The organism is Janthinobacterium sp. HH106 (assembly GCF_001758725.1).
Taxonomy (GTDB): domain Bacteria; phylum Pseudomonadota; class Gammaproteobacteria; order Burkholderiales; family Burkholderiaceae_D; genus Janthinobacterium.
This window is the reverse complement of sequence record NZ_LRIC01000048.1, coordinates 76,261-99,557: the sequence shown is the minus strand read 5'-3', so window position 1 is coordinate 99,557 and position 23,297 is coordinate 76,261. Positions and strand designations below refer to the sequence as shown.

At 63.6% G+C, this 23,297-nt stretch carries 23 protein-coding genes; 13 read left to right on the top strand and 10 right to left on the bottom strand.

Annotation, left to right across the window (positions count from 1 at the left end; genetic code table 11):
- Positions 1-14: 14 nt before the first annotated feature.
- The 5 genes from JAB8_RS17970 (at position 15) to JAB8_RS17950 (ending at position 5,377) form a co-directional block, all read left to right on the top strand.
- Positions 15-1,082: a phosphotransferase gene (locus tag JAB8_RS17970; RefSeq protein WP_070290836.1), complete on the top strand. Its 1,068-nt coding sequence runs from the start codon at positions 15-17 to the stop codon at positions 1,080-1,082.
- A 44-nt stretch (positions 1,083-1,126) separates the two neighbouring features.
- Entirely contained in the window at positions 1,127-1,846 is a 720-nt protein-coding gene (murU, locus tag JAB8_RS17965) for an N-acetylmuramate alpha-1-phosphate uridylyltransferase MurU (protein WP_070290835.1), read from the top strand.
- Positions 1,846-3,168, top strand: coding sequence for an aminopeptidase P N-terminal domain-containing protein (locus JAB8_RS17960; RefSeq protein WP_070291056.1), 1,323 nt, complete (start codon positions 1,846-1,848; stop codon positions 3,166-3,168). The genes murU and JAB8_RS17960 overlap by 1 nt, the downstream gene beginning before the upstream one ends.
- A 9-nt stretch (positions 3,169-3,177) precedes the next feature.
- Positions 3,178-4,320, top strand: a complete 1,143-nt coding sequence (locus JAB8_RS17955; RefSeq protein WP_070290834.1) for a UbiH/UbiF/VisC/COQ6 family ubiquinone biosynthesis hydroxylase — start codon at positions 3,178-3,180, stop codon at positions 4,318-4,320.
- 115 nt (positions 4,321-4,435) lie between these two features.
- Positions 4,436-5,377 carry a sensor domain-containing diguanylate cyclase gene (locus JAB8_RS17950; protein WP_083287797.1) on the top strand — a complete coding sequence of 314 codons (942 nt, stop codon included), beginning with the start codon at positions 4,436-4,438 and terminating at the stop codon, positions 5,375-5,377.
- Between the two features lie 131 nt (positions 5,378-5,508).
- Here JAB8_RS17950 and JAB8_RS17945 read toward each other — a convergent pair whose 3' ends face one another.
- From JAB8_RS17945 to JAB8_RS17935, 3 genes are read right to left on the bottom strand one after another with little or no spacing between them, the layout of a single operon-like run.
- A complete protein-coding gene (locus JAB8_RS17945) occupies positions 5,509-6,963 on the bottom strand; it encodes an NAD(P)(+) transhydrogenase (Re/Si-specific) subunit beta (RefSeq protein WP_070220594.1) in 1,455 nt (484 codons plus the stop codon).
- An 8-nt stretch (positions 6,964-6,971) separates the two neighbouring features.
- Complete coding sequence (locus JAB8_RS17940; protein ID WP_034745644.1) at positions 6,972-7,286, bottom strand: NAD(P) transhydrogenase subunit alpha; 315 nt, start codon at positions 7,284-7,286, stop codon at positions 6,972-6,974.
- 24 nt (positions 7,287-7,310) lie between these two features.
- Positions 7,311-8,423 (bottom strand): Re/Si-specific NAD(P)(+) transhydrogenase subunit alpha, encoded by a 1,113-nt coding sequence (locus JAB8_RS17935; protein WP_070290832.1) that lies wholly within the window; start codon positions 8,421-8,423, stop codon positions 7,311-7,313.
- 411 nt (positions 8,424-8,834) lie between these two features.
- Between JAB8_RS17935 and JAB8_RS17930 the strand changes: the two genes are divergently transcribed.
- Positions 8,835-9,314, top strand: a complete 480-nt coding sequence (locus tag JAB8_RS17930) for an NUDIX hydrolase (RefSeq protein ID WP_010401817.1) — start codon at positions 8,835-8,837, stop codon at positions 9,312-9,314.
- A gap of 42 nt (positions 9,315-9,356) precedes the next feature.
- Entirely contained in the window at positions 9,357-10,478 is a 1,122-nt protein-coding gene (gene mnmA, locus JAB8_RS17925) for a tRNA 2-thiouridine(34) synthase MnmA (RefSeq protein WP_070220598.1), read from the top strand.
- Here the strand turns inward: mnmA and JAB8_RS17920 are convergent.
- From JAB8_RS17920 to JAB8_RS17910, 3 genes are all read right to left on the bottom strand, one after another.
- Positions 10,475-10,885: a response regulator gene (locus tag JAB8_RS17920; protein WP_070220767.1), complete on the bottom strand. Its 411-nt coding sequence runs from the start codon at positions 10,883-10,885 to the stop codon at positions 10,475-10,477. The genes mnmA and JAB8_RS17920 overlap by 4 nt on opposite strands.
- Positions 10,886-11,031: 146 nt before the next feature.
- Complete coding sequence (locus tag JAB8_RS17915) at positions 11,032-11,805, bottom strand: 5'-3' exonuclease (protein WP_070290831.1); 774 nt, start codon at positions 11,803-11,805, stop codon at positions 11,032-11,034.
- Positions 11,806-11,876: 71 nt separating this feature from the next.
- Complete coding sequence (locus tag JAB8_RS17910; protein WP_070220602.1) at positions 11,877-12,548, bottom strand: glutathione S-transferase; 672 nt, start codon at positions 12,546-12,548, stop codon at positions 11,877-11,879.
- Positions 12,549-12,715: 167 nt separating this feature from the next.
- Here JAB8_RS17910 and JAB8_RS17905 point away from each other — a divergent pair, with 167 nt between their 5' ends.
- The 4 genes from JAB8_RS17905 (at position 12,716) to nagZ (ending at position 18,221) form a co-directional block, all read left to right on the top strand.
- Entirely contained in the window at positions 12,716-13,768 is a 1,053-nt protein-coding gene (locus JAB8_RS17905) for a YjgN family protein (RefSeq protein ID WP_070220604.1), read from the top strand.
- Between the two features lies 1 nt (position 13,769).
- Positions 13,770-14,783 (top strand): M48 family metallopeptidase, encoded by a 1,014-nt coding sequence (locus JAB8_RS17900; protein WP_070220606.1) that lies wholly within the window; start codon positions 13,770-13,772, stop codon positions 14,781-14,783.
- A gap of 104 nt (positions 14,784-14,887) precedes the next feature.
- Positions 14,888-16,498 (top strand): FMN-binding glutamate synthase family protein, encoded by a 1,611-nt coding sequence (locus tag JAB8_RS17895; protein WP_070220608.1) that lies wholly within the window; start codon positions 14,888-14,890, stop codon positions 16,496-16,498.
- 181 nt (positions 16,499-16,679) lie between these two features.
- On the top strand, positions 16,680-18,221 hold the full coding sequence (nagZ, locus tag JAB8_RS17890) for a beta-N-acetylhexosaminidase (protein ID WP_070220610.1): 1,542 nt from the start codon (positions 16,680-16,682) through the stop codon (positions 18,219-18,221).
- A 119-nt stretch (positions 18,222-18,340) separates the two neighbouring features.
- Here nagZ and JAB8_RS17885 read toward each other — a convergent pair whose 3' ends face one another.
- The 3 genes from JAB8_RS17885 to JAB8_RS17875 are packed head-to-tail and all read right to left on the bottom strand — an operon-like array spanning position 18,341 to position 20,819.
- The gene (locus JAB8_RS17885; protein WP_070220612.1) at positions 18,341-18,622 is read right to left on the bottom strand and encodes a hypothetical protein; all 282 of its coding nucleotides are present in this window, start codon (positions 18,620-18,622) and stop codon (positions 18,341-18,343) included.
- 8 nt (positions 18,623-18,630) lie between these two features.
- Positions 18,631-20,532 (bottom strand): ferrous iron transporter B, encoded by a 1,902-nt coding sequence (locus JAB8_RS17880; protein WP_070290830.1) that lies wholly within the window; start codon positions 20,530-20,532, stop codon positions 18,631-18,633.
- 2 nt (positions 20,533-20,534) lie between these two features.
- Positions 20,535-20,819 (bottom strand): FeoA family protein, encoded by a 285-nt coding sequence (locus JAB8_RS17875; protein WP_070220616.1) that lies wholly within the window; start codon positions 20,817-20,819, stop codon positions 20,535-20,537.
- Between the two features lie 405 nt (positions 20,820-21,224).
- Between JAB8_RS17875 and JAB8_RS17870 the strand changes: the two genes are divergently transcribed.
- Entirely contained in the window at positions 21,225-21,440 is a 216-nt protein-coding gene (locus JAB8_RS17870) for a (2Fe-2S)-binding protein (protein ID WP_034745611.1), read from the top strand.
- Positions 21,441-21,457: 17 nt separating this feature from the next.
- Entirely contained in the window at positions 21,458-22,159 is a 702-nt protein-coding gene (locus JAB8_RS17865) for an energy transducer TonB (RefSeq protein WP_070220769.1), read from the top strand.
- A 216-nt stretch (positions 22,160-22,375) separates the two neighbouring features.
- On the opposite strand, the gene JAB8_RS17860 is transcribed toward JAB8_RS17865, so the two are convergent.
- The gene (locus JAB8_RS17860) at positions 22,376-23,056 is read right to left on the bottom strand and encodes a Fe2+-dependent dioxygenase (RefSeq protein ID WP_035822772.1); all 681 of its coding nucleotides are present in this window, start codon (positions 23,054-23,056) and stop codon (positions 22,376-22,378) included.
- Between the last annotated feature and the right edge of the window lie 241 nt (positions 23,057-23,297).

The following is a 23,297-nucleotide window of genomic DNA, read 5'->3' as shown; positions in this document are numbered from 1 at the left end:
CCACAGGCCGCTTAATGTCATTCTCCCCCAATTCCTCCACCGCGCCGGTCTCCGCCGACGCTCGCCTGACCCTGTTGAAAGCCTGGTTGACCTCGCTTAACCTCGTCGCGCCCGAATCCGCCCGTCCCGCTTCCAGCGATGCCAGCTTCCGCCGCTACTACCGTCTCGATGTGCTGCCAAGCAACACAACATTGCCAGGAAAGACACTGATCGCCATGGATGCGCCGCCCGAGCGCGAAAACGTGCCCGCCTTTGTCAAGGTGGCCGGCTTGCTGAAAGGCGCCGGCGTGTCCGTGCCCGACATCATCGCGCAAGACCTGGAACAGGGCTTCCTGCTGCTGTCCGACCTGGGCACGACCACGTATCTGGACGCCCTGAACCACGACAACGCCAGCGTGCTGTACGCCGAAGCGCTGGAATCCTTGATGAAAATCCAGCTGGCCAGCGCCCCCGACGTGCTGCCCGAATTCGACCGCGCCTTCATCCTGCGCGAAATGAATCTGTTCCCGGAATGGTTCATCGGCAAGCACCTGGGCGCCACCTTGACGGATGTACAACAAACCCAGCTGGACAAGGTCTTCGAAGCCATCACGGCGAATATCTTGTCGCAGCAGCAAGTATTCATGCACCGCGACTACCATTCGCGCAATTTGATGCACATCAACGATGGTTCGATCCCCAATCCCGGCATCCTCGACTTCCAGGACGCCGTCTTCGGTCCCGTCACCTACGACATCGCCTCGCTGCTGCGCGACGCGTATATCCAGTGGGACGAGGAACTGGTGCTCGACTGGGTGATCCGCTACTGGCAGCGCGCCAAGCAGCTGGGCTTGCCGGTGAATCCCGACATCGACGCCTTCTACCGCGATTTCGAATTCACGGCCCTGCAGCGCCACCTGAAAATCCTCGGCCTGTTCGCGCGCCTGAACTACCGCGACGGCAAGGATCTGTACATGGGCGACCTGCCGACCGTGCTCGACTACGTGCGCAAGACGGCCAATCGCTACACGGAACTCAAGCCGCTGGTGCGCTTATTGGACGCCCTGGAAAACAAGGCCCCACAAGTGGGCTATACATTCTGATGACTTCAGAGCAATTTACAAAATAAATCAGAAAACGAATACCCATGAAAGCCATGATCTTTGCCGCAGGCCGCGGTGAACGGATGCGTCCGCTTACCGATACCTGTCCCAAACCGCTGCTGAAAGTGCGCGGCCGTCCGCTGATCGTCTGGCATGTGCTGAATCTGGTGCGCGCCGGCATCACGGACATCGTCATCAACCATTCCCACCTGGGCCATTTGATCGAGGAAACCCTGGGCGACGGCAGCGCGTATGGCGCGCGCATCGCGTACTCGCCCGAGACCACGCCGCTGGAAACGGCGGGCGGCATCGCCCAGGCGCGGCACTTGCTGGGCGAGGAACCATTTCTCGCCATTTCCGGCGACATCTATTGCCCGTATTTCGACTTCAAGCAAGTGCTCGACGTGCTGGCCGACAAGGATGTGCTGGGCACGCCGTATCCGGCCGACCAGCGCGACATCGCCTGGACCTACCTGGTGCCCAATCCCGACTTCCATCCCAAGGGCGACTTCGGCCTGACCTTGTTCTCGATCAACAATACGGACGAAACCAAGTGGACCTTCGCCAATATCGGCGTGTACCGTCCTGAAATGTTCGACGGCATCGAGCCCGGCAGCCACGCCAGACTGGGCGATTTGCTGCGCCAGTACGCGGACCAGGGCCGCGTGGGCGGCGAAGTCTATACCGGAGAGTGGACGAATGTGGGTACGCCGGCGCAGCTCGATGTACTCAACGGTGTGACAGCGAAGGCGCCAGCGGCATGATGGCCAATTACGCGGCACGGCGCGCGGCGCTGCTGGCGCAGATGCTGCCGGGCAGCGTGGCCATCCTCGCCACGGCGCCCGAAGTGCCGCGCAACAGCGATTGCGATTATCCGTACCGCCACGACAGCTATTTCTATTACCTGAGCGGCTTTACGGAACCCGACAGCGCCGTTGCCCTCGTGGCCGCCAGCGCCACAGCCCCGGCGCGCGCCATCCTGTTTTGCCGCGCCAAGAATACGGAGCGCGAAATCTGGGACGGTTTCCGCCACGGCCCCGAGGCGGCGCGCATCAGCTTCGGCTTTGACAGCGCCTTCCCCATCGAGGAACTCGACGTCGAAATGACGCGCCTGCTGGCCGACTCTCCCGCCATCTACTATGCGCTGGGCGGCAGCCTTGATGCGCAGGTGAAGCTCTGGCGGCACAATGTGCGGCAAAAGGCCCGCAGCGGCGTCACGGCGCCCGCCATCGCGCATGACATCAATGGCATGCTCGACGCCATGCGCCTGCTGAAAGACACGCAGGAACAGCAACTGATGCGCCGCGCCGCCGCCATTTCCAGCGCCGCGCACGTACGCGCCATGCGCGCCACGCGGCCCGGCCTGCACGAATATGCGCTGGAAGCGGAGATGCTGTACGAATTCCGGCGCAGCGGCGCGCAGTTTCCCGCCTATTCCTCCATCGTCGCGGGCGGCGGCAACGCCTGCATCCTGCACTACAGCGCCAATAACGCGGTATTAAAAGACGGCGAGCTGGTCTTGATCGACGCCGGCTGCGAACTCGATGGCTATGCCTCGGACATCACGCGCACCTGGCCCGTCAACGGCCGTTTCAGCGGCCCGCAGCGGGCGCTGTACGAACTGGTGTTGGCGGCCCAGCAGGCGGCGCTGGACATGGTGCGCCCCGGCTTGCCGCACAGCGCCATCCACGAAGCGGCCGTGCAGGTGCTGGCGCAAGGCATGCTGGACCTGGGTTTGCTGGACCGGCAAAAAAGCGGCGGCGTGCAGGACGTCATCGCCAACAAGGCCTATATGCCCTTCTACATGCACGGCACCAGCCACTGGCTGGGCATGGACGTGCACGACGTGGGCGCCTACCGCGACACGGATGCGCCCGGCAAGCCGTGGCGCGCGCTCGAAGCGGGCATGGTGCTGACGGTCGAACCGGGCATCTACGTGCGTCCGGGTACGGGCGTGCCGGAGCAGTTCTGGCATACCGGCATCCGCATCGAAGACGATGTGCTGGTCACGCCGCAAGGCCATGAAGTCTTCAGCTCGGCGCCCAGGAGCGTCGCTGAAATCGAACAACTGATGTCACAGGATTAACCCCGCCGCATGCATACACCGTCCACTTTCGATCTCGCCATCTGCGGCGCAGGCCCCGTCGGCATGGCCCTGGCCGCCCTGCTGGTGCAGCGCGGCAGCCGCGCCGCCGGCATCGCCCTGCTCGACGCCAAATCCATCGAGCAGGCCCGGCGCGACCCGCGCACCATCGCCCTGTCGCACGGCAGCCGCCAGATACTCGAGGAAGCGGGCGCCTGGCCCGTGGAGGCGACGCCTATCCACCAGATCCACGTGTCGCGCCGCGGCCAGTTCGGGCGCAGCCTGATGGACCGCAGCGAGCATGGCGTCGAGGCGCTCGGCTACGTGGCCCGTTACGGCGCCGTCGTCAGCGCGCTGGCCGACGTGTGCGAGCGCCTGGGCGTGGCCAGCCTGCGTCCGGCGCTGGTGACGGGCAGCGCGGAGGATGCCGATGGCGTCAGCGTGCAGCTGGAACAGGAAGGCGCCGCATCGAGCTTGCGCGCCGGCCTGCTGGTGCAGGCCGAGGGCGGCCTGTTCGGCCAGCAACCGGAACGCGCCGTCAGCCGCGATTATGGCCAAAGCGCCATCATTGCCCATGTGCGTACAAGCGCCCCCATCGCGCATCGCGCCTACGAGCGCTTCACCGACGAGGGTCCGCTGGCGCTGCTGCCGCAGGACGACGGCTACGCGCTGGTGTGGTGCGTGCCGCCCACGCGCGCCGAACAATTGCTGGCCCTGGACGACGCTGCCTTCCTGGCGCGCCTGGGCGCCGCCTTCGGCAGCCGCCTGGGACGCTTTACGCACACGACGGCGCGCCTGGCCTATCCGCTGGGCCTGAACGCGCAGGCGAACGGCACGGCGCGCACGGTCGCCATCGGCAATGCGGCGCAAACCCTGCATCCGGTGGCGGGACAGGGCTTGAACCTGGGCCTGCGCGACGCCGCCGTGCTGGCCCGCGTGCTGGCGCAGGACAGCAGCCCGGCCGGGCTGGAACGCTACGCCAGCCTGCGCCAGGCCGACCGGGGCCTGACCGTGCGCGTCACCGACACCATGGCGCGCATCTTCACGGGCAGCGCCCCCACGCAAGGCTTGCTGGGCCTGTCGCTGGGCTTGCTGGACGTTTTCAGCCCCGCGCGCAAAAGCCTGGCCACCCTGATGATGTACGGCCGCCGCTGAACCTTAACAATAAGTAAAGGGCACGGGCGAAAAAGAAACAGGGAACATCTCCGGCATGGAGTAAACGGCCTGCGGATGCGACAATGGCTGTCACCTGGTTTTTGGCGACCGTTCCATGACAGATGCATTGCCCGCAGCACCGCCTGCCGCTCTTCCCGAAGTGCTCTTTTCCCGCCTGCTGGAAGACGCCCTCGACGCCGTCATCATCATCGATGAACATTGCCGCATCCGCTATATCAATGGCGCCATGCAGGCGCTGTCGGGCTATGCCAGCGGGGAATTGCTGGGGCAGACCCTGAACGGCCTGCTACCCGACGCCGTCGGCGCGCAGCACGACAACCACGTGATCAATTACATCCGCAGCTCGCGCACCTCCAGCGTGCTGGGCAAGATACGCGAATTCGCCATCCGCCACCGCGACACGCAAATGATACCCATCGAAATGAAGGCGCTGGACCTGGGCGTGGTCGACGGCATCCGCTATTTCGGCGCCTTCCTGCTCGACGTGCGCGAACGGCGCGAACTGGCGGCAAAGAACGCCAGCCTGCTGGCGCAGCTGGAACAGCAGGCGCTGCACGATGCGCTGACGTCGCTGCCCAACCGGCGCGCCTATGAAGCGCAAGCCGAGCAGGCGATGGCGCGCGCGGCACGCAGCGGCGCCGCCCTGACCGTGGGCGTGGCCGACCTCGACCATTTCAAGAAGATCAACGACCGCTACGGCCATGCCGTGGGCGACGCCGTGCTGCGCACGGTGGCGCAGGCACTGCGCGACACGGGACGCATCACCGACGTGGCGGCGCGCCTCGGCGGCGAGGAGTTCGGCCTGCTGTTCCCCGACGCCAGCCTGCGGCAGGCGCACAAGGTGGCCGAACGCATCCGCGCCGCCGTGGCCGCCGCCATCACGCCTTTGCCCGATGGCGGCGAACTGCAGGTGACCATCAGCATCGGCGTGGCCTCCCTGACGGCCGGCGCCAGCCTGGACGCGGCCATGTCGGATGCCGACAAGGCCCTGTACGCGGCCAAGCACCAGGGACGCAATAAAGTCGTCGCCGCCTGAAGACAAGCGTAGGTCGGATTAGGCGGGGCCGCCGAGGCCGAAGGCCGTAATCCGACAACATTGTTGGCCCCAATACGTCGGATTACGCGGGGCTTTGCCCCGCTAATCCGACCTACGGCAAAAAATACCGCTTATTCGACTGCCTTGAGCATATCCTCGATCACCTTCTTGGCGTCGCCAAACACCATCATCGTGTTCGGCTGGTAGAACAGGTCGTTGTCCAGGCCCGCATAGCCGGACGCCATCGAGCGCTTGTTGACGATGATGCTCTTGGCCTTATAGGCTTCGAGGATCGGCATGCCGGCGATCGGCGATTTCGGGTCCTTCGCCGCCGGGTTGACGACGTCGTTCGCGCCCAGCACCAGCACCACGTCCGTCTGGCCGAATTCGCCGTTGATGTCTTCCATCTCGAAGACCTGGTCATACGGCACTTCCGCCTCGGCCAGCAGCACGTTCATATGGCCCGGCATGCGCCCCGCCACGGGGTGGATCGCGTACTTGACGGTGACGCCCTTGTGCGTGAGCTTTTCCACCAGTTCTTTCAACGAGTGCTGCGCGCGCGCCACGGCCAGGCCGTAGCCGGGCACGATGATGACGGTTTCCGCATTGCTCATGATGAAGGCGGCGTCGTCGGCCGAACCCGATTTGACCGGGCGCTGTTCCTGCGCGCCGGCTGCGCCTGCGGCCGGCGCATCGCCGCCGAAACCGCCCAGGATGACGTTGAAGAACGAGCGGTTCATGGCCTTGCACATGATGTACGACAGGATCGCGCCGGACGAACCGACCAATGAGCCGGCGATGATCAGCATCGAGTTATTCAGCGAAAAACCGATGCCGGCAGCAGCCCAGCCCGAGTAACTGTTGAGCATCGATACCACCACCGGCATGTCGGCGCCGCCGATGGGGATGATGATCAGCACGCCCAGCGCGAAGGCGATGAGGGTCATGATGACGAACGGCGTCCAGGCCGGCTCCACCCCGTCGGCGAAGCAGAACGCCAGGCCCAGGCCCACCATCACCAGCGCCAGCACCAGATTGAGCATGTGCTGGCCCTTGAAACTGACGGGCGCGCCCTGGAACAGGCGGAACTTGTATTTGCCCGACAGCTTGCCGAAGGCGATCACGGAACCGGAGAACGTGATGGCGCCGACAAAGGTGCCGATGAACAGTTCGAAGCGGTTACCGATGGGCAGCGCCTCGCCGTGTTTCGCGATATTGAAGGCCCACGGTTCCGACACGGCCGCCACGGCGATGCACACGGCCGCCAGGCCGATCAGCGAGTGCATGGCCGCCACCAGTTCCGGCATCTTCGTCATTTCCACGGTCTTCGCCAGGTAGGCGCCGATGGCGCCGCCCGTGACGATGCCGATGATGACGAGGGTCAGGCCCATGCCGCCCGTCTGCTGTTCCTTCAGTTTCAGGATCAGCGCGACGGTGGTGACGGCGGCAATGGCCATGCCGCTCATGCCGAAGGCATTGCCGCGGCGCGCCGTCGATGGCGACGACAGGCCTTTCAGGGCCTGGATGAAGCACACCGAGGCGATCAGGTACATCATCGTCACCAGGTTCATGGTGACGAAGCTCATGGCGTGACTCATTCTTTTGCTCCTTGCTTGGCCTTCGGTTCTTTTTTACGGAACATCTCGAGCATGCGCTGCGTGACGAGGAAGCCGCCGAACACATTGACGGCGGCCAGCGCCACGGCCAGGGTACCGGCCACTTGCGCCAGCGGACCATCGGTCAGGCCGGCCGCCAGCATGGCGCCGACGATGATGATGGCGGAAATGGCATTGGTGACGGCCATCAGCGGCGTATGCAGCGCCGGCGTGACGGTCCAGACGACGTGGTAGCCGACATAAATGGCCAGCACGAAGATGATCAGGTTGGTGATGGTGTGACTGATTTCCATGATGTTGTTCTCTCCGGCGCCGCGTTATTTTCTGAGGATGTCATTGCCTGCGCAAACCAGGCTGGCCTTGATGATTTCATCCTCGCGGTCGATCAGCAATTGATCGTCCTTGTCGATGATGAGCTTTAAAAAGTCCAGCACGTTGCGCGCATACAGGGCCGAGGCGTCGGCCGCCACCAGGGTCGCCAGGTTCGGCTCGCCCACGATGTAGACGCCGTGCTTGACGACCGTCTTGCCCAGTTCGGACAGCGGGCAATTGCCGCCCTGCTCGACGGCCAGGTCGACGATGACGGAGCCCGGTTTCATGGCCTTCACCGTCTCTTCGGAAATGAGCACGGGCGCGGCGCGGCCGGGGATCAGCGCGGTAGTGATGATGATATCGGCCAGTTTCGCCCGTTCGTGCACGAGTTCGGCCTGGCGGCGCATCCAGTCGGCCGGCATGGCGCGCGCATAGCCGCCCGAACCCTTGGCGATTTCCTTTTCTTCCTCGGTCAAGAAAGGCACGTCGAGGAACTTGGCGCCCAAGGATTCCACCTGCTCCTTGACGGGCGGGCGCACGTCGGACGCCTCGATGACGGCGCCGAGGCGCTTGGCCGTGGCGATCGCCTGCAAGCCGGCCACGCCCACGCCCATGATCAGCACGCGGGCCGCCTTGACGGTGCCGGCCGCCGTCATCAGCATGGGCATGAAGCGCTGATAGGTATTCGCCGCCACCAGCACGGCCTTGTAGCCGGCGATGTTCGCCTGCGACGACAGCACGTCCATCGACTGCGCGCGCGTGATGCGCGGCACGGCTTCGAGGGCGAAGGCGGACAGGCCGGCCGTCGCCATGGCGGCGATATTGTCGGCGTCAAACGGGTTCAACATGCCGATCAGCACCGTGCCGCTGGCCATCAGGGCCCGTTCGCCGGCGTCCGGTGCGCGCACCTTCAGCACGATGGCGCAGCCATAGGCTTCCTGGGCGGTACCGATCTGCGCGCCGGCGGCGGCATACGCCTCGTCGGGAATCGAGGCTTGCACGCCCGCCCCCGACTGCACGACGACTTGATGCTTGGCTGCCAGCTTCTTGACTGTCTCGGGCGTGGCTGCCACCCGGGTTTCACCAGGCCGTGTTTCGGCCGGTATGCCTATCCTCATGATGCCTCCGCTAATTGATAAACTGACTAGAATCTAACACGGAAAGCAGCGCGTTAAACGTTTGTGAACCAGCAACTTTTAGTCGTACGACACTAATTTCATCCGCATCCATGATTTGTTTCACCATGCGGCGCGGCGCCCATATTGTGGGAAAGGTGTGTCAATCTCACCACAGTCGAGCAAGCGTGCGCGCTTGTTTTGACCACAGGGAAAGCCTATATTAGCGGGCGCTTCCTGCCATCTTGCCAACTAAGCCCCCATGCTAGTGCGCTCCCCGGGAAAGACGTAAGTACCTCCCACCGCTATTTGCTAAAACGTTGTCATTTATCAATATGTCCGCGCAACAAAAGGCCGGCTTCAAACCGCGCGCGCAGAACAAGATAAAATGTCGGCTCTTTCAAGGATGGAATCATGCCGAGAATCTGGAAACCCTCTGTCACCGTGGCCGCCATCGTCGAGCGCGATGGCCTGTTTTTACTGATTGAAGAAGAGACCAGCGAAGGCATCAAGCTCAACCAGCCAGCCGGCCACCTCGACCCGTTCGAGTCGCTGGAACAGGCGGTGATCCGCGAAACGCTGGAAGAAGCGGCCTACGATTTCATTCCCACGGCACTGGTCGGCATGTACATGTCGCGCTACCAGTCACTGCGCACGGGCGAGGACGTGACCTATCTGCGCTTCACCTTTTGCGGCACGGCCGGCGCCGAACACGATCGCCCGCTGGACGAAGGCATCATCCGCACCCTGTGGATGACGCGCGACGAGCTGGCGGCGTGCCAGGAGCGCCACCGCAGTCCGCTGGTGCTGCAGTGCGTGGACGAATACCTGGCTGGCCGGCGCGCGCCGCTGGCCCTGCTGCACACGCATGCGTCCGTTTTCAATAGCGCATAGCAATACGCATTGCCATATTATTAAAGTACACTGGAAAGCAAGATGAGCAAGAAGAAAGTCGTGATCGGCATGTCGGGCGGGGTCGATTCCTCGGTCGCGGCATGGATGCTGAAGGAACAAGGCTATGAAGTCATCGGCCTGTTCATGAAAAACTGGGAAGATGACGACGATTCGGAATACTGCTCCACGCGCCAGGACTGGATCGACGCGGCCAGCGTGGCCGACGTCATCGGCGTCGATATCGAAGCCGTCAATTTCGCTTCCGAATACAAGGACCGCGTGTTCGCCGATTTTCTGCGCGAGTACCAGGCCGGCCGCACGCCGAATCCGGACGTGCTGTGCAACGCCGAAATCAAGTTCAAGGCCTTCCTCGACCACGCCATGACCCTGGGCGCCGACCTGATCGCCACCGGCCACTATGCGCGCGTGCGCCAGGCGCCGACCGATGCGGGCCGTTATGAACTGCTCAAAGCCGTCGACGCCAGCAAGGATCAAAGCTATTTCCTGCACCGCCTGAACCAGGCGCAGTTGTCCAAGACCTTGTTTCCGCTCGGTGAAATCCCGAAGACGCAGGTGCGCCAGATCGCCGAGCAACTGGCGCTGCCGAACGCGCAGAAGAAGGATTCCACGGGTATCTGCTTTATTGGCGAACGCCCGTTCCGCGAATTCCTGAACCGCTACCTGTCGTACAAGCCGGGCCCGATGAAAACGGCCGACGGCAAGACGGTGGGCGAACACGTGGGACTGAGTTTTTATACCCTGGGCCAGCGCAAGGGCATCGGCATCGGCGGCGTGAAGTCGTACCAGAACGCGGACGGCAGCAGCGACGCCTGGTATGTGGCGCGCAAGGATATCGTCAACAACACCCTGTGGGTGGTACAGGGCCACGACCACCCGTGGCTGCTGTCGCCATCGTTGACGGCCGATCAGGCCAGCTGGGTCGCCGGCACGGCGCCGCAGGCAGGCGCCCTGTCCGCCAAGACGCGCTACCGCCAGGCCGACGTGGCTTGCCAGCTGCTGCCGGAGGGAAATGAACACTTCGGCCTGGCCTTCGACCAGGCGCAATGGGCCGTCACGCCGGGCCAGTCGGCCGTGCTGTACGACGGCGATGTGTGCCTCGGTGGCGGCATCATCGCCAGTGCGACGGGCCTGGCCGGCGTCTAGGAGTTGTTGCCTTGCGCAGCGGCGGCCAAGGCCTGCTGCTTGCGCACCATCGCAATGACGGTATTGCGCACGGTTTTCAGGACCGTGTCGGCCATGAACGGTTTCACGATGAAGCCCGACACGCCCATCGCGTGGGCCGCCTGCAGCGAGGCCGCGTCGATGCCGCCCGAGACCATGAAAATGAGCGTCTTCGGATACTGGGCGCGGATGGTTTGCACAATATTCGTCCCATCTTCCACCTGCTCGCGCGCGATGCAGACGAAATGCGGATGGTGCTTGACCAGCAGGGCCAAGCCCAGCGCGCTCGTATGCGTCTGCCCGCAGACATCGTAGCCGCCATCGGTCAGGACCGTGTTCAGCAGGCCGCGCGCCACGGCGCTGCTATCGATCAGGACTGTCTTTAACATCATGATTACTTCCCTTGCTTGATTTTCTATTGCGAGTTCCACTCAGAGAGCGCCCATCAAAATGCTCAGGGCTAGGCGCGTTGCCGAAGGCAGTACGAATGTACGACGAGGCAAGGCAACAACGCCATGAGCTTTTTTTGGGCGCTCTACTTTTCCCACGCCAGCTTGTTCCAGGTGACGCCCAACGTCACGTCGGTCTTGAGTTCGACCAACTTTCTTGAAAGATACAGTATTTCCCGCTCTTTTCGCAGGCTTTCACCGAGCGTGCCGGGCAAAATGCCCGCGCCGGCCATCACGGCGTCGATATTGCCGTAAGCGCGCAACAGTTTCGCGCCCGTCTTCAGGCCGATCTTCGACACGCCGGGAATGCTGTCGGTGACGTCGCCCATCAGCGCCAGCAGGTCGGGCAGCAGTTCCGGCGGCACGCCGAACTTTTTCTCGACCCAGGCGTGGTCGTGCCAGACGCCCTTGAAATGGTCCCACACGAGCGCGCCGTGGGCGATCAGACCGTGCAAATCCTTGTCGGTGGTGGCGATGACGGCCGCGCCGCGCCCCTCGTGCAGCCAGCGCATTACGGCCGTGCCGATCACGTCGTCGGCCTCGACCTCGGGGATGCTGACCACGTGCATGCCGAAGCTGGCCAGGGTGGCGTAAAAGCCGGGCAATGCGTCGCGCAGCACTTGCGGCATGGGCTGGCGCCCTTCACGATAGCCGGCATACAGGGCGTGGCGCCAGGTCGGGCCGCCAAAGTCGAAGGCCGGCAGGATGTGCGTCGGCTCATGGTCGTTGATGAGGGTGCGAAACGACGACAGCGCATGGCGCAGCGCGATCTCCGCCTTCAGGTCGGAATCGGGTTCAGGACTGGCTTCGTAGACGCGGCGTACGATATTCAAGCCGTCGATAGCGAGGAGTCTGGCCATGCGGTAAATGGATACTGGTTGAATCGATCATTTTACCGTATGGCGCCCCGCGCATAGCCCGTCAACGCCGCCTACTTTGCGAAATCGTAGGGCCCGCCTTTTTCCAGCGCACGCTGGTAGGCCGGCCGCGCATGGATGCGCTGCAGGAACGCCGTCAGCTTCGGCAGGCGCTCGTCGAGCCCGCCGCGCATGGCGGCCGCTTCCAGCGGAAAGCTCATCTGGATGTCGGCCGCCGTGAATTCATTGCCGGCAAACCATTTGCTTTTCTCGAGTTCCGCTTCCATGTAGGCCAGCTGGCTGTTGATATTGGGCGTGATGAAGCTGCTCTTGACCTTGCTGGCGATGCCGCGCGCGATCGGTTTGACGAAAAACGGCATCGGCGACGATTCGACCTTGTCGAACACCAGCTTCATCAGCAGCGGCGGCATGGCCGAGCCTTCCGCGAAATGCAGCCAATAGGTCCAGCGCAGCTTCTCGGGCGTGCCCGCCGCCGGTATCAATCGGCCATTGCCGTAGCGCTCGACCAGATACTCGATGATGGCGCCCGATTCGGCGATGGTGTTCGCGCCGTCCGTGATCACGGGCGACTTGCCCAGCGGATGCACGGCCTTCAGCGAAGCGGGCGCCAGCATGGTTTTCGGGTCGCGCTGGTAGCGTTTGACCTCGTAGTCGAGGCCCAGCTCCTCGAGCAGCCAGAGCACGCGCTGCGAGCGCGAATTGTTCAGATGGTGGACGACGATCATGGCGATTTCCGTTGGCAATGGTTGAGTCCCAGTATAGCCGGGACGGGAAAATCGCGGCGACAGGGGCCGCACACCAAAAAATAATTGCGAAAAACACTATTTTCAATTGATAACTTTTCAATCTTCCCTTATCTTGTTTTGTTTCCAATAAGTAAGGAAACTCCCCCGTGGATTTCGATACCAACAACACCACGCCCAAGCGTGAAGCCATTACCTTCAGCGCCACCGGCAGCGAATACTTCCGTATCTGGATCGTCAACCTGCTGCTGAGCATTGTCACCCTGGGCATTTATTCCGCCTGGGCCAAGGTGCGCCGCAACCGCTATTTCTATTCCAGCACCCACCTCGCTGGCAGCAGCTTCGAATACCACGGCAATGCCGTCGCTATCCTGAAGGGCCGCATCGCGGCAGTGGTATTGATCGGCGGCTACAACATCGCCTTCCAGATCTCGCCCATCGTCGGCCTGATCATGCTCGTGCTGATGATGGCCGTGCTGCCATGGCTGGTCTGGAAAAGCCTGCAGTTCAAGCTCTACAACACCAGCTACCGCGGCATCCGCTTCGGCTTCGACGGCAGCGCCAGCGAAGCCTACAAATACTTCCTGTGGCTGCCCATCCTGAACACCTTCACGGCTGGCCTGATGACGCCGTTCCTGCACCAGCGCCTGAAGCGCTTCCAGCACACACAGAGCCGCTTCGGCAGCACCAATTTCAGCTTTGACGCCTCGGTTGGCAGCTTCTACAAGACCTATCTGCTGTTCTTCGCCCTGCTGCTGGCCGGTTTCCTGGTCCTGATCTTTGTCGTCTTCGCCAGCGTCTTCGCCACCTTTGCCACCGATGCCAACGATGTCACCAAGGCCGGCAGCATCTTCGGCGCCGTGGCGGCCCTGTATGCGTGGGCCTTTATCGTGCTGCCGCTGTTCCTGACCATGATCCAGAACCTGATCTGGAACCATACGCGCCTGCAGCAGCACCAGTTCCAGTCGCAGCTGACCTGGGGCCGCACCACGTTCGTCATGCTGACCAACCTGCTCGGTATCGTCGTCACCCTGGGCCTGTTTTCGCCATTCGCCCAGGTGCGCTGGCTGAAGTACCGCCTGGAAGCGACGTCGATGCTGGTGCACGGCAGCCTGGACGCCTTTGTCGCCGCCACCGGCGAGCAAGTCTCTGCCACGGGCGAAGGCATGGTCGATCTGCTGGACTTCGACCTGTCGCTGTAGCATGACGCTCGATCACCACGCGCCGGGCGCGGTCCCCGTGCCCGCGCGCTATTTCGACGGCCAGACCTCGCGCCTGTACCACGTCACGCTCAGCGTGCGCGATGGCATGGCCGTGCTGGCCGGCGATATCGAGCGCAGCTGCCCGCTGGGCGAGCTGCACGTGTCCGAACGCAGCAGCCACGCCGTGCGCAAGGTCAGCTTTCCCGACGGCGCCTACCTGGAGATCGCCGACCAGGCGGCCTTCAACGACGTGCTGCATGAGACGGGCCACCGCGACGGCTGGGTGGTGCGGCTGCAGCAAAGCTGGCGCGGCGCCCTGCTGGCCACGGTCGCCACCGTGCTGGCCCTGTGGCTCAGCTATCAGTACCTGCTGCCCGTGGTGGCGAAGGGCGTCGCGTATGCGATTCCCCAGTCCGTCGAGCGCCAGCTGGGCCAGGGCGTGCTCGATTTCCTCGACGGCCACGTGTTTGAGGCAAGCAAGCTCGATGGCGCGCGCCAGCAAGCCTTGCGCGCCCGTTTCGCGCGCCTGGCAACGCCCGGCGACAGCGCGCCCGCGCACCGCATCGTTTTCCGCAAAAGCAAGATCGGTCCGAACGCGTTCGCCCTGCCGTCCGGCGACATCGTGCTGACCGATGAAATGGTGGAACTGATGCCGGACGACGACGCCATCATGGGCGTGCTGGCGCATGAACTGGGCCATTTGCAGCAGCGCCACCTGACGCGCCGCCTGATCCAGACCTCGGCCGTGGGCGCCGGCGCGGCGCTGCTGTTTGGCGACGTGTCGACCGTGGTGGCGACCTTGCCGCCGCTGCTGCTGGACTTGAAGTATTCGCGCGATGTCGAGCGCGAGGCGGACGACTACGCGATTGCCATGCTGCGCCAGAACGGTATTCCCCTGGAACACCTGGCGCAGGTGTTTGTCGCCCTGGGCAAGCTGGACCATGGCACGCCCTACCTGTCGAGCCATCCGGCCAGCACTGAGCGCATCGCACGCATCCGCGCCGCACAACGCTAAGTACCGTGCGCGGCGTCCTATGGGCGCCGCGTTCTTTCCCACCAGCACGTTCCGTGAATCGAAGGTAGACTCAGCAATATCAGTCTGACTTTCCCGGAGTGCCCATGCACCTAGTACCATTTCGCTACCTGACCTTCATTGCGACGGCAGCCATCTTTGTCCTGTCCCTGTTTTACTATGACCATTACTGGCTGCCCGTGCTGGCCGGTGCGCTGACCCTGGTCGGCATCAGCGACCTGCTGCAAACGAAGCGCGCCCTGCGCCGCAACTACCCCATCCTCGCGCACTTCCGCTTCTTTTTTGAGAGCATCCGCCCCGAAATCCGCCAGTATTTCCTGGAAAGCGACAGCGAGGCGACGCCGTTTTCGCGCAGCCAGCGCAGCATCGTCTACCAGCGCGCCAAGGAGCAGACGGACAAGCGCCCGTTCGGCACCCAGCTCGACGTGTATGAAGCAGGCTACGAATGGATCAACCACTCCATCGCCCCCGCCAAGGTCACGGGCCACGATTTCCGCATCGAGATCGGCAACCATCCGGACTGCCCGCGCGCCAAGCCGTATTCGGCCAGCGTCTTCAATATCTCGGCGATGAGCTTTGGCGCCCTGTCGGCCAACGCCATCCTGGCCCTGAACGGCGGCGCGCGCAGCGGCGGCTTCATGCACGACACGGGCGAAGGCAGCATCAGCCCCTACCACCGCAAAAACGGCGGCGACCTGGTGTGGGAAATCGGCTCCGGCTACTTCGGCTGCCGCAATCAGGACGGCACGTTTTCGGAAGAGCGCTTCATCGCCAACGCCAGCTCGGAGCAGGTCAAGATGATCGAGCTGAAAATGTCGCAAGGCGCCAAGCCGGGCCACGGCGGCGTGCTGCCCGGCCCGAAAGTGACGATCGAGATCGCCACCACGCGCGGCGTGATGGTGGGCGAGGATTGCGTCTCGCCGGCCGCGCACAGCGCCTTTTCCACGCCACGGGAAATGCTGCATTTTATCGACCGCCTGCGCACGCTCTCGGGCGGCAAGCCGACGGGCTTCAAGCTGGCCATCGGCCATCCGTGGGAATTCTTCGCCATCGTGAAAGCCATGCTGGAAACGGGCATCACGCCCGACTTCATCGTCGTCGACGGCAGCGAAGGGGGAACGGGCGCGGCGCCCCTGGAATTCACGGACCACGTGGGCACGCCACTGCAGGAAGCGCTGGTACTCGTGCATAACACTCTCGTGGGCGCCAACCTGCGCGCGAAGATCAAGATCGGCTGCTCGGGCAAGATCATCACGGCCTTCGACATTGCCCGCTTGCTGGCGCTGGGCGCCGACTGGTGCAATTCGGCGCGCGGCTTCATGTTCGCGCTGGGCTGCATCCAGTCGCAAAGCTGCCACACGGACCGCTGCCCCACGGGCGTGGCCACGCAAGACCCGCAGCGCCAGCGCGCGCTGGTGGTGCCCGACAAGATCGCCCGCGTGGCGCACTTCCATCAGAACACCATGAAGGCGCTGGCCGAACTGATCGCCGCCGCCGGCCTGGCGCATCCGCAGGAACTGCGTCCGCACCACCTGGTGCGGCGCATCTCGCCGAATCAGGTGAAACTGGCGTCCGCCCTGCTGCCCTTCCTGGAAGCGGGCCAGTTGCTCGACCCGAGCCAGCTGCCGCAGCTGCCGCCCGTGTTCGGTCTGTACTGGCCCAAGGCGCAATCGGCCTCGTTCCAGCGCCTCGATTGATACGGTGTTTGCGCAAGTGGAGCAATACCACTTAATAACCACTTGCGCAAAAACCCAAATCCAATACAATACCAAAACAAGTACAAAACCAAGGCAGCTTTTCCGGTGACCGCCACGATGCGCCACCACGGTGCCAGAATACGTATGCCGTCGTCACAATCAATACCGGAGGAGTTGCAGCATGGAGCAGGGTTTGCGCGAGAAAATAGGACAGTTGTTCATGGTGGGCTTCGACGCCCTGCAGGCGGACGAGCATATCAAGACCTTGATACGCGAAAAGAAGGTAGGCGGCGTGATCCTGTTCCGCCGCAACGTGCACACGCCCGCGCAAGTGTCGGCCCTGTGCCGCGAACTGCAGGAGATCAACGCGGAAGTGTCCGACATCCCGCTCTTGATCTCCATCGATCAGGAAGGCGGCATGGTGATGCGCATCGAGCAGGGCGTCACGCCGATTCCCGCGGCGATGGCCTTCCAGGCGGCCGGCTCCATCGAAGACTGCGAACGCATGAACCAGATCAGCGGCGATGAGATGCGCCAGGTGGGCATCAATATGCTGCTCGCGCCCGTGCTGGACGTGAACAACAACCGCAACAACCCCGTCATCGGCGTGCGCGCGTATGGCGAGGATGCCGCCACCGTCATCGACTACGGCATGGCCGCCATGCGCGGCCAGCGCGCCAGCGGCGTGGCCGTCACCGCCAAGCACTTCCCCGGCCACGGCGACACGGCCATCGACACGCATTACGCCATGGCGCTGGTCCCGCACGACAAGGAACGCCTGCGCGCCGTGGAACTGGCGCCGTTCCGCGCGGCGATTGCCGGCGGCGTGGACGCCATCATGACGGCGCACGTGGTCTTCCCCGCCTTCGAGGCCGATACCAGCGTGCCCGCCACCTTGTCGAAGGGCGTGCTGACGGACCTGCTGCGCGGTGAAATGCAATACAAGGGCGTGGTCATCACCGATTGCCTGGAAATGGCGGCCATCGCCGACGGCATCGGCATCGCCCGGGGCGCCATCGCCACCTTGCAGGCGGGCGCCGACATCGTCCTCATCTCGCACCGCGAAGCGCAGCAGACGGCGGCCATCGAGGCCGTCATCGCCGCAGTGGAGCGCGGCGACATTGCGATCTCCCGCATCGAGGCGGCTTGCGCGCGCGTGGCGGAACTCAAGCGCAACCGCGCCGTGCGCGACTGGCGCGAACGTCCTGTCGCCCCGCCGGCGCTGATGCAGCCGGCCGCCATGGCCCTGTCGCAGCTGCTGCAAAAAGCGGCGCTGCGCGTGCAGGGCGACTACCGCCCGCTCGACGCCAGCCTGCCCGTGACCCTGCTGACGGTGGAAGTGCGCTCGCGCAGCGAGATCGACGAAGTGGCGCTGGGCCGCAACAAGGAAGCGCGCAGCTCGATGCTGCCGGCGCTGCTCGAAGCGGGTCTGGACGTGCGCGAATATGCCTTGTCGGCCGAAGCGCTGGACGACGAGGTCAACGAAGCCATCGCCTTTGCGCAAGGCGCGCGGCAGATCGTGCTGCAAACGTATAACGCCATGTTCGTCGACGGCCAGCGCCGCCTGGTCGAGGCCCTGCCACACGACAAACTGTGGCTGGTGGCAGGCCGCCTGCCCTACGACCTGGACCTGGCGCCCCACGCGCAAGGCCGCCTGGCCGCCTTCGGCTGTCGCCCGGCCGCGCTGGTGCCGGTCGTCGACAAGCTGGCCGGCAAGGCGTAGGCGCAGTACCGGCGTAAAAAAACCCGCAGCAGCGGGTTTTTTTACGTTCAGGGCCGCGACATAGTCGGAATAGTCGGCACGGGCGGCCAGGCAAAGGGTCCGAGGAACAGGCCGATGCATCAATCCTGGCGCTGCACCTGCATCAGGATCACGCGCTTGCTGCTGCCGTCGGCCGGCGGCGTGGCGGACGGCGGCGGAGGGCTGTCGCAGGAACCGCAGGAACCGCAGCCGCTGCCGCAGCCCGGCGCTACCTTGAAGAAGGTCGACATCTTCGCCTCATCGAGGCCGCAGCGCACCAGGCCGCGCACGATGGCGCGGCGCACGCCGGCCGGCAGGTACTTGGTCGAAAAATGCAGCAGCGCGGCTGCGACGATCAGGGCGACGATGAGGGTTTGCCACATGGTTTCTCCTAAGCGCCCAGCAACAGGGCGACGCGGTACGTGATGAACGAGGCGGCATACGCGAGGGCGAACATATAGCCGGCCATCAGCAGCGGATAGCGCCAGCCGCCCGTTTCGCGTTTCACCACGGAGAGGGTCGACAGGCACTGCGGCGCGAACACATACCAGGCCAGCAATGACAATGCAGTGGCCATCGACCACGAATGGGCGATCAGCGGTTCCAGGGTAGAGGCCAGCGCGTCGCCCGTTTGCGACAGCGCATACACGGTGCCCAGGGCGCCGACGGCCACTTCGCGCGCCGCCATGCCCGGCACCAGTGCGATGCATATCTGCCAATTAAAACCGATGGGCGCGAAGATCACTTCCAGGCCGCGGCCCAGGATGCCGGCCAGGCTGTAATAGATGGGCGGGTGGATCGCGTTGTCCGGCGCGCCGGGGAAGGTGCTGAGGAACCACAAGATGATCATCAGGCTCAGGATGATGGTACCGACGCGCGTGAGGAAGATCTTCGCGCGCTCCCACAGGCTGACGGCCAGGTTGCGCAGATGCGGCCAGTGGTAGGCCGGCAATTCCAGCAGCAGCGGCTGGTTGCCGCGCACGCCCATGCTGCGCTTCATGACCCAGGCCACGGCCATGGCCGAGATGATGCCGGCGAAGTACAGCACGAACAGCACCAGGCCTTGCAGGCTCAGATAGCCCCATACCTCGCGCTGGGGAATGAAGGCGGCGATGATCAGCGCATACACGGGCAGGCGCGCCGAACACGTCATCAGCGGCGCGATCATGATGGTAACGAGGCGGTCGCGCGGATTCTGGATGGTGCGCGCCGCCATCACGCCGGGGATGGCGCAGGCAAAGCTCGACAGCAGCGGGATGAAGGCGCGGCCCGACAGGCCCACGCCGCCCATCAGGCGGTCCAGCAGGAAGGCCGCGCGCGGCAGGTAGCCGCAGTCTTCCAGGCTCAGGATGAAGAAGAACAGGATCAGGATTTGCGGCAGGAACACCAGCACGCTGCCGACGCCGCCGATGATGCCTTCGACCAGCAGGCTTTTCAGGTGGCCGTCGGGCATGTTCGCCGTCAGCAGGGCGCCCAGGTGGCCCACGCCATCGGTGATCATTTCCATCGGCGTGGCAGCCCAGGCAAACACGGCCTGGAAGATCAGGAACATCAGCACGGCCAGGATGATGGGGCCGAAGACGGGATGCAGCACCACGTCGTCGATCTTTTCCGTCAGGTTGCCGCTGTCGCGCGTGTCGTTGCTGACGGCGGCCAGGATGCGGCGCACTTCGCGCTGCGTTTCTTCGACGGTCACGGCGTCGATGGCCGCCAGCGGTTTCGCTTCCACCGCAGGCAGCGGCAGCATGGCGTCGATGGCATCCAACAAGGCTTTTTCGCCATCGTGCTGCACCGCGACGGTTTCCACCACGGGCATGCCCAGTTCCTGCGACAGCCTGGCCGTGTCGATGAGCATGCCGCGCTTGCGCGCCACGTCCGTCATGTTCAGCGCCAGCAGCATGGGCAGGCCCAGGCGCTTGACTTCCAGCACCAGGCGCAAATTCAGGCGCAAATTGGTGGCATCGACGACGCAGATGATGGCGTCCGGACGCGGGTCGCCGCGGCGCAGCCCGCCCACCACGTCGCGCGTGATGGCTTCATCGGGCGTGGTGGCCGACAGGCTGTAGGCGCCCGGCAAATCGAGCACGCGCACGGGCTTGCCGCTTGGCGACGTGAAATGGCCTTCCTTGCGCTCGATGGTCACGCCGGCGTAGTTCGCCACTTTCTGGCGCGCGCCCGTCAAACGGTTGAACAGGGCCGTCTTGCCGCAGTTCGGATTGCCCAGCAAGGCGATTTGTGGCTGGTGCGGCGGCTTGTGCGCGCCCGCTTCCACGATAGTTTCTACGGCACCCATATTTATTCCGGTTGAAGCAGCGGTTGAATCGTGATCAGCGCCGCTTCGAAGCGGCGCAGTGCGAACGTGGCATTGCCGACCTTGATGGCCAGCGGATCGCCGCCGGGAATACCGCGCTTGAGCATGCGGATTCGTTCGCCGGGAACGAATCCCAGCTCCATCAACCGGCGGACGAGGTCGACGCCGTCTTCCGTCTGTCCTGCCGCGTTGGGCGTGATATGCAACACCGTGCCGCTCTGGCCGACTGCCAGCGCGTCGAGCGTCATCAGGGGTGGAACTAGAGTCATGAGCAAATTCCGTTCAAATTAAGAACACCGGGGACAGACTGCTGCGCCTGGCGCATGCCCTGATGTTGTGAGGTAAAACGCAACTGTTGCGCATTACCGACAAGCGGCCTTTCAATGTGTCCAGACGGCGACCGTCCGAGACAATACCAGCATTATAAACATGAATGCGAATTGTTTTTATTTAGCCCGGAGAGCCGCCCCTGCCAAGGGCTGCGCCATGCGCGCAAAGCGCAGATCAAGCTGCCGCGCCAGGCCGCCAACTGCCGCACACTTGATCAAAATCGCTTGCATTGTCCTGCACTTTGCGCGACAATGAAACGTAATGATAATGATTCTCATTAAAACACTAGCAACAATGCTTTCAAGCACTAGTGTCTGTTCATCCTCCAGCCAGAAGGTGTATCAATGATTGTATGTGTCTGCAACAACATATCTGATCGTGAAATCCGTCAAGCCGTCGATCTTGGCCTGTCCAGCATGGCCGAACTGCGCCGCGACCTGGGCGTGGCCACCTGCTGCGGCAAATGCCACACCTGCGCGCGGGAAGTGCTGAACGATCACCTGAACGCCACCGTGGCGCTGCAAGAAACCGTATTGATGCGAGCTGTACTGACAAACTAAAGAAAGCGATGAACGCCATGACGATGATGCCCCCGCCCGTAACGGTGCAGGCCGTGCAGCAATTTGCCGACTTCGACAAGAAGCGCAACAAATTCGCGCCGCTGATGGCCATCGTCGTCCTGCATATCGCCGGCTTTTACGCCATCCAGAGCGGCCTGCTGAGCCGCGTCGTCACGGCGGCCATGCCGACCATCACGACCATCAGCATCATCGCCCCGCCGGCGCCACCGAAACCGCCGGCGCCGTCCGTACCGAAAACCGTGGAACTGAGTGCGCCCGTGCCGCGCGCCGTGATCCCGCCGCTGCCGCTGATCGCCGTGGCGCCGAGCGAACCGACGATCACGCCGCCGCAGCCGACGCGCGCCGAAGCGGCGCCCGTCGCCACCGCCGCGCCGACGGCGCCAGCCGCACCGTCGCCGACGCCACCGGCGCCAGCGACGCCGCGCACCGTCAGCAGCGTCGAATACATCAAGGCGCCGCAGCTGATCTATCCGAATCTGTCGCGCCGCCTGGGCGAAAGCGGCACCGTGGTGCTGCGCATCCTGATCAATGAAAAGGGCTTGCCCGAGCAAATCCTGATCCAGAAATCGACCGGCTACACGAACCTCGATGAAGCAGGCCGCCAAGCCGCGCAGCGCGCGCTGTTCAAGCCGATGATCGAAAACGGCAAACCCGTCCCCGTGTACGTGCTTGTCCCCCTGACCTTCCAGCTGAGCTAGCCTTCCTGCGGCCCTAGGGCCGCTGCCAGCCCGCAAGCACCGCACCCTGTGCCCTGCTTGCTTTTTTGCGCCCGTTTTTAGTCAAGCGATTTGCTTGTTTCAGTCTGCCAGCCTACATCCCCGGGCCAGGCAGACTTTTTTTTGCCGGTGCATCACGCAGTATCGTAGGTCGGATTAGCGAGGCCAAAGGCCGCGCGTAATCCGACATCACCACGATTACATCTCCGCCCACATGCGCAGCAGATTGTGATAATGCCCCGTCAGTCCCACCGTCGCCGGCGAATCGCCGTGTTCTGCGCGCACGCTCTGGATGTTCTGATCGAGCTCGAACAGCATGCTGCGCTTCCAGTCCTCGCGCACCATGCTTTGCGTCCACAGGAAAGAGCAGATGCGCTCGCCGCTGGTGACGGGCAGCACCTGATGCACGCTGCTCGACGGATACACGATCACGTCGCCGGCCGGGAGTTTCACTTCATGCGTGCCATACGCATCGACCACCACCAGCTCGCCGCCCTCGTACTCGTCCGGCTCGCTCAGGAACACGGTCGACGAGACGTCGGCGCGCATCGACTGCATGCCGTTTTTCGGCGTGCGGATGGCGCCATCGATGTGCAGACCATAGTGCTCGCCGCCCGCATAGCTGTTGAAGAAGGGCGGCAGGATGCGCAGCGGCAGCACGGCGGCAAAGAACAGGGGATTGGCCATCAGCGCGCGGCTGACGATCTCGCCCAGCTCCAGCGCCAGCGGCGACCCCTCTGCCAGCTGGCGGTTGCGCTTGACTTGCGCGCCTTGCGCCCCGACGCTGGCGCGCCCGTCGACCCAGTCCGTCTGCGCCAGGCGCTGGCGAAACTGCGTCACCTGTTCCGGCGTCAGCACGCCGGGTATATGCAGCATCATCTTGCTATCCTTTTTTCAGTAAATATCGCTGCCTGATTATCGCATCGCCGGCAGCGGCCAAGAAGCCACAAAAGCAAGAATGGCCCAACATTTCCCGCCTGTTCAGCGCGGTCATGCACGCGATCCGGCAGCGCCAAAAGCGGGCCAGAAACGCGAATGAGAATGGCCTTCATTTTCCTTAACAAATAAAAAACGGCGCAAGTGGGCAATCCACTTGAGAATGGGTTTTATTCGCACGATA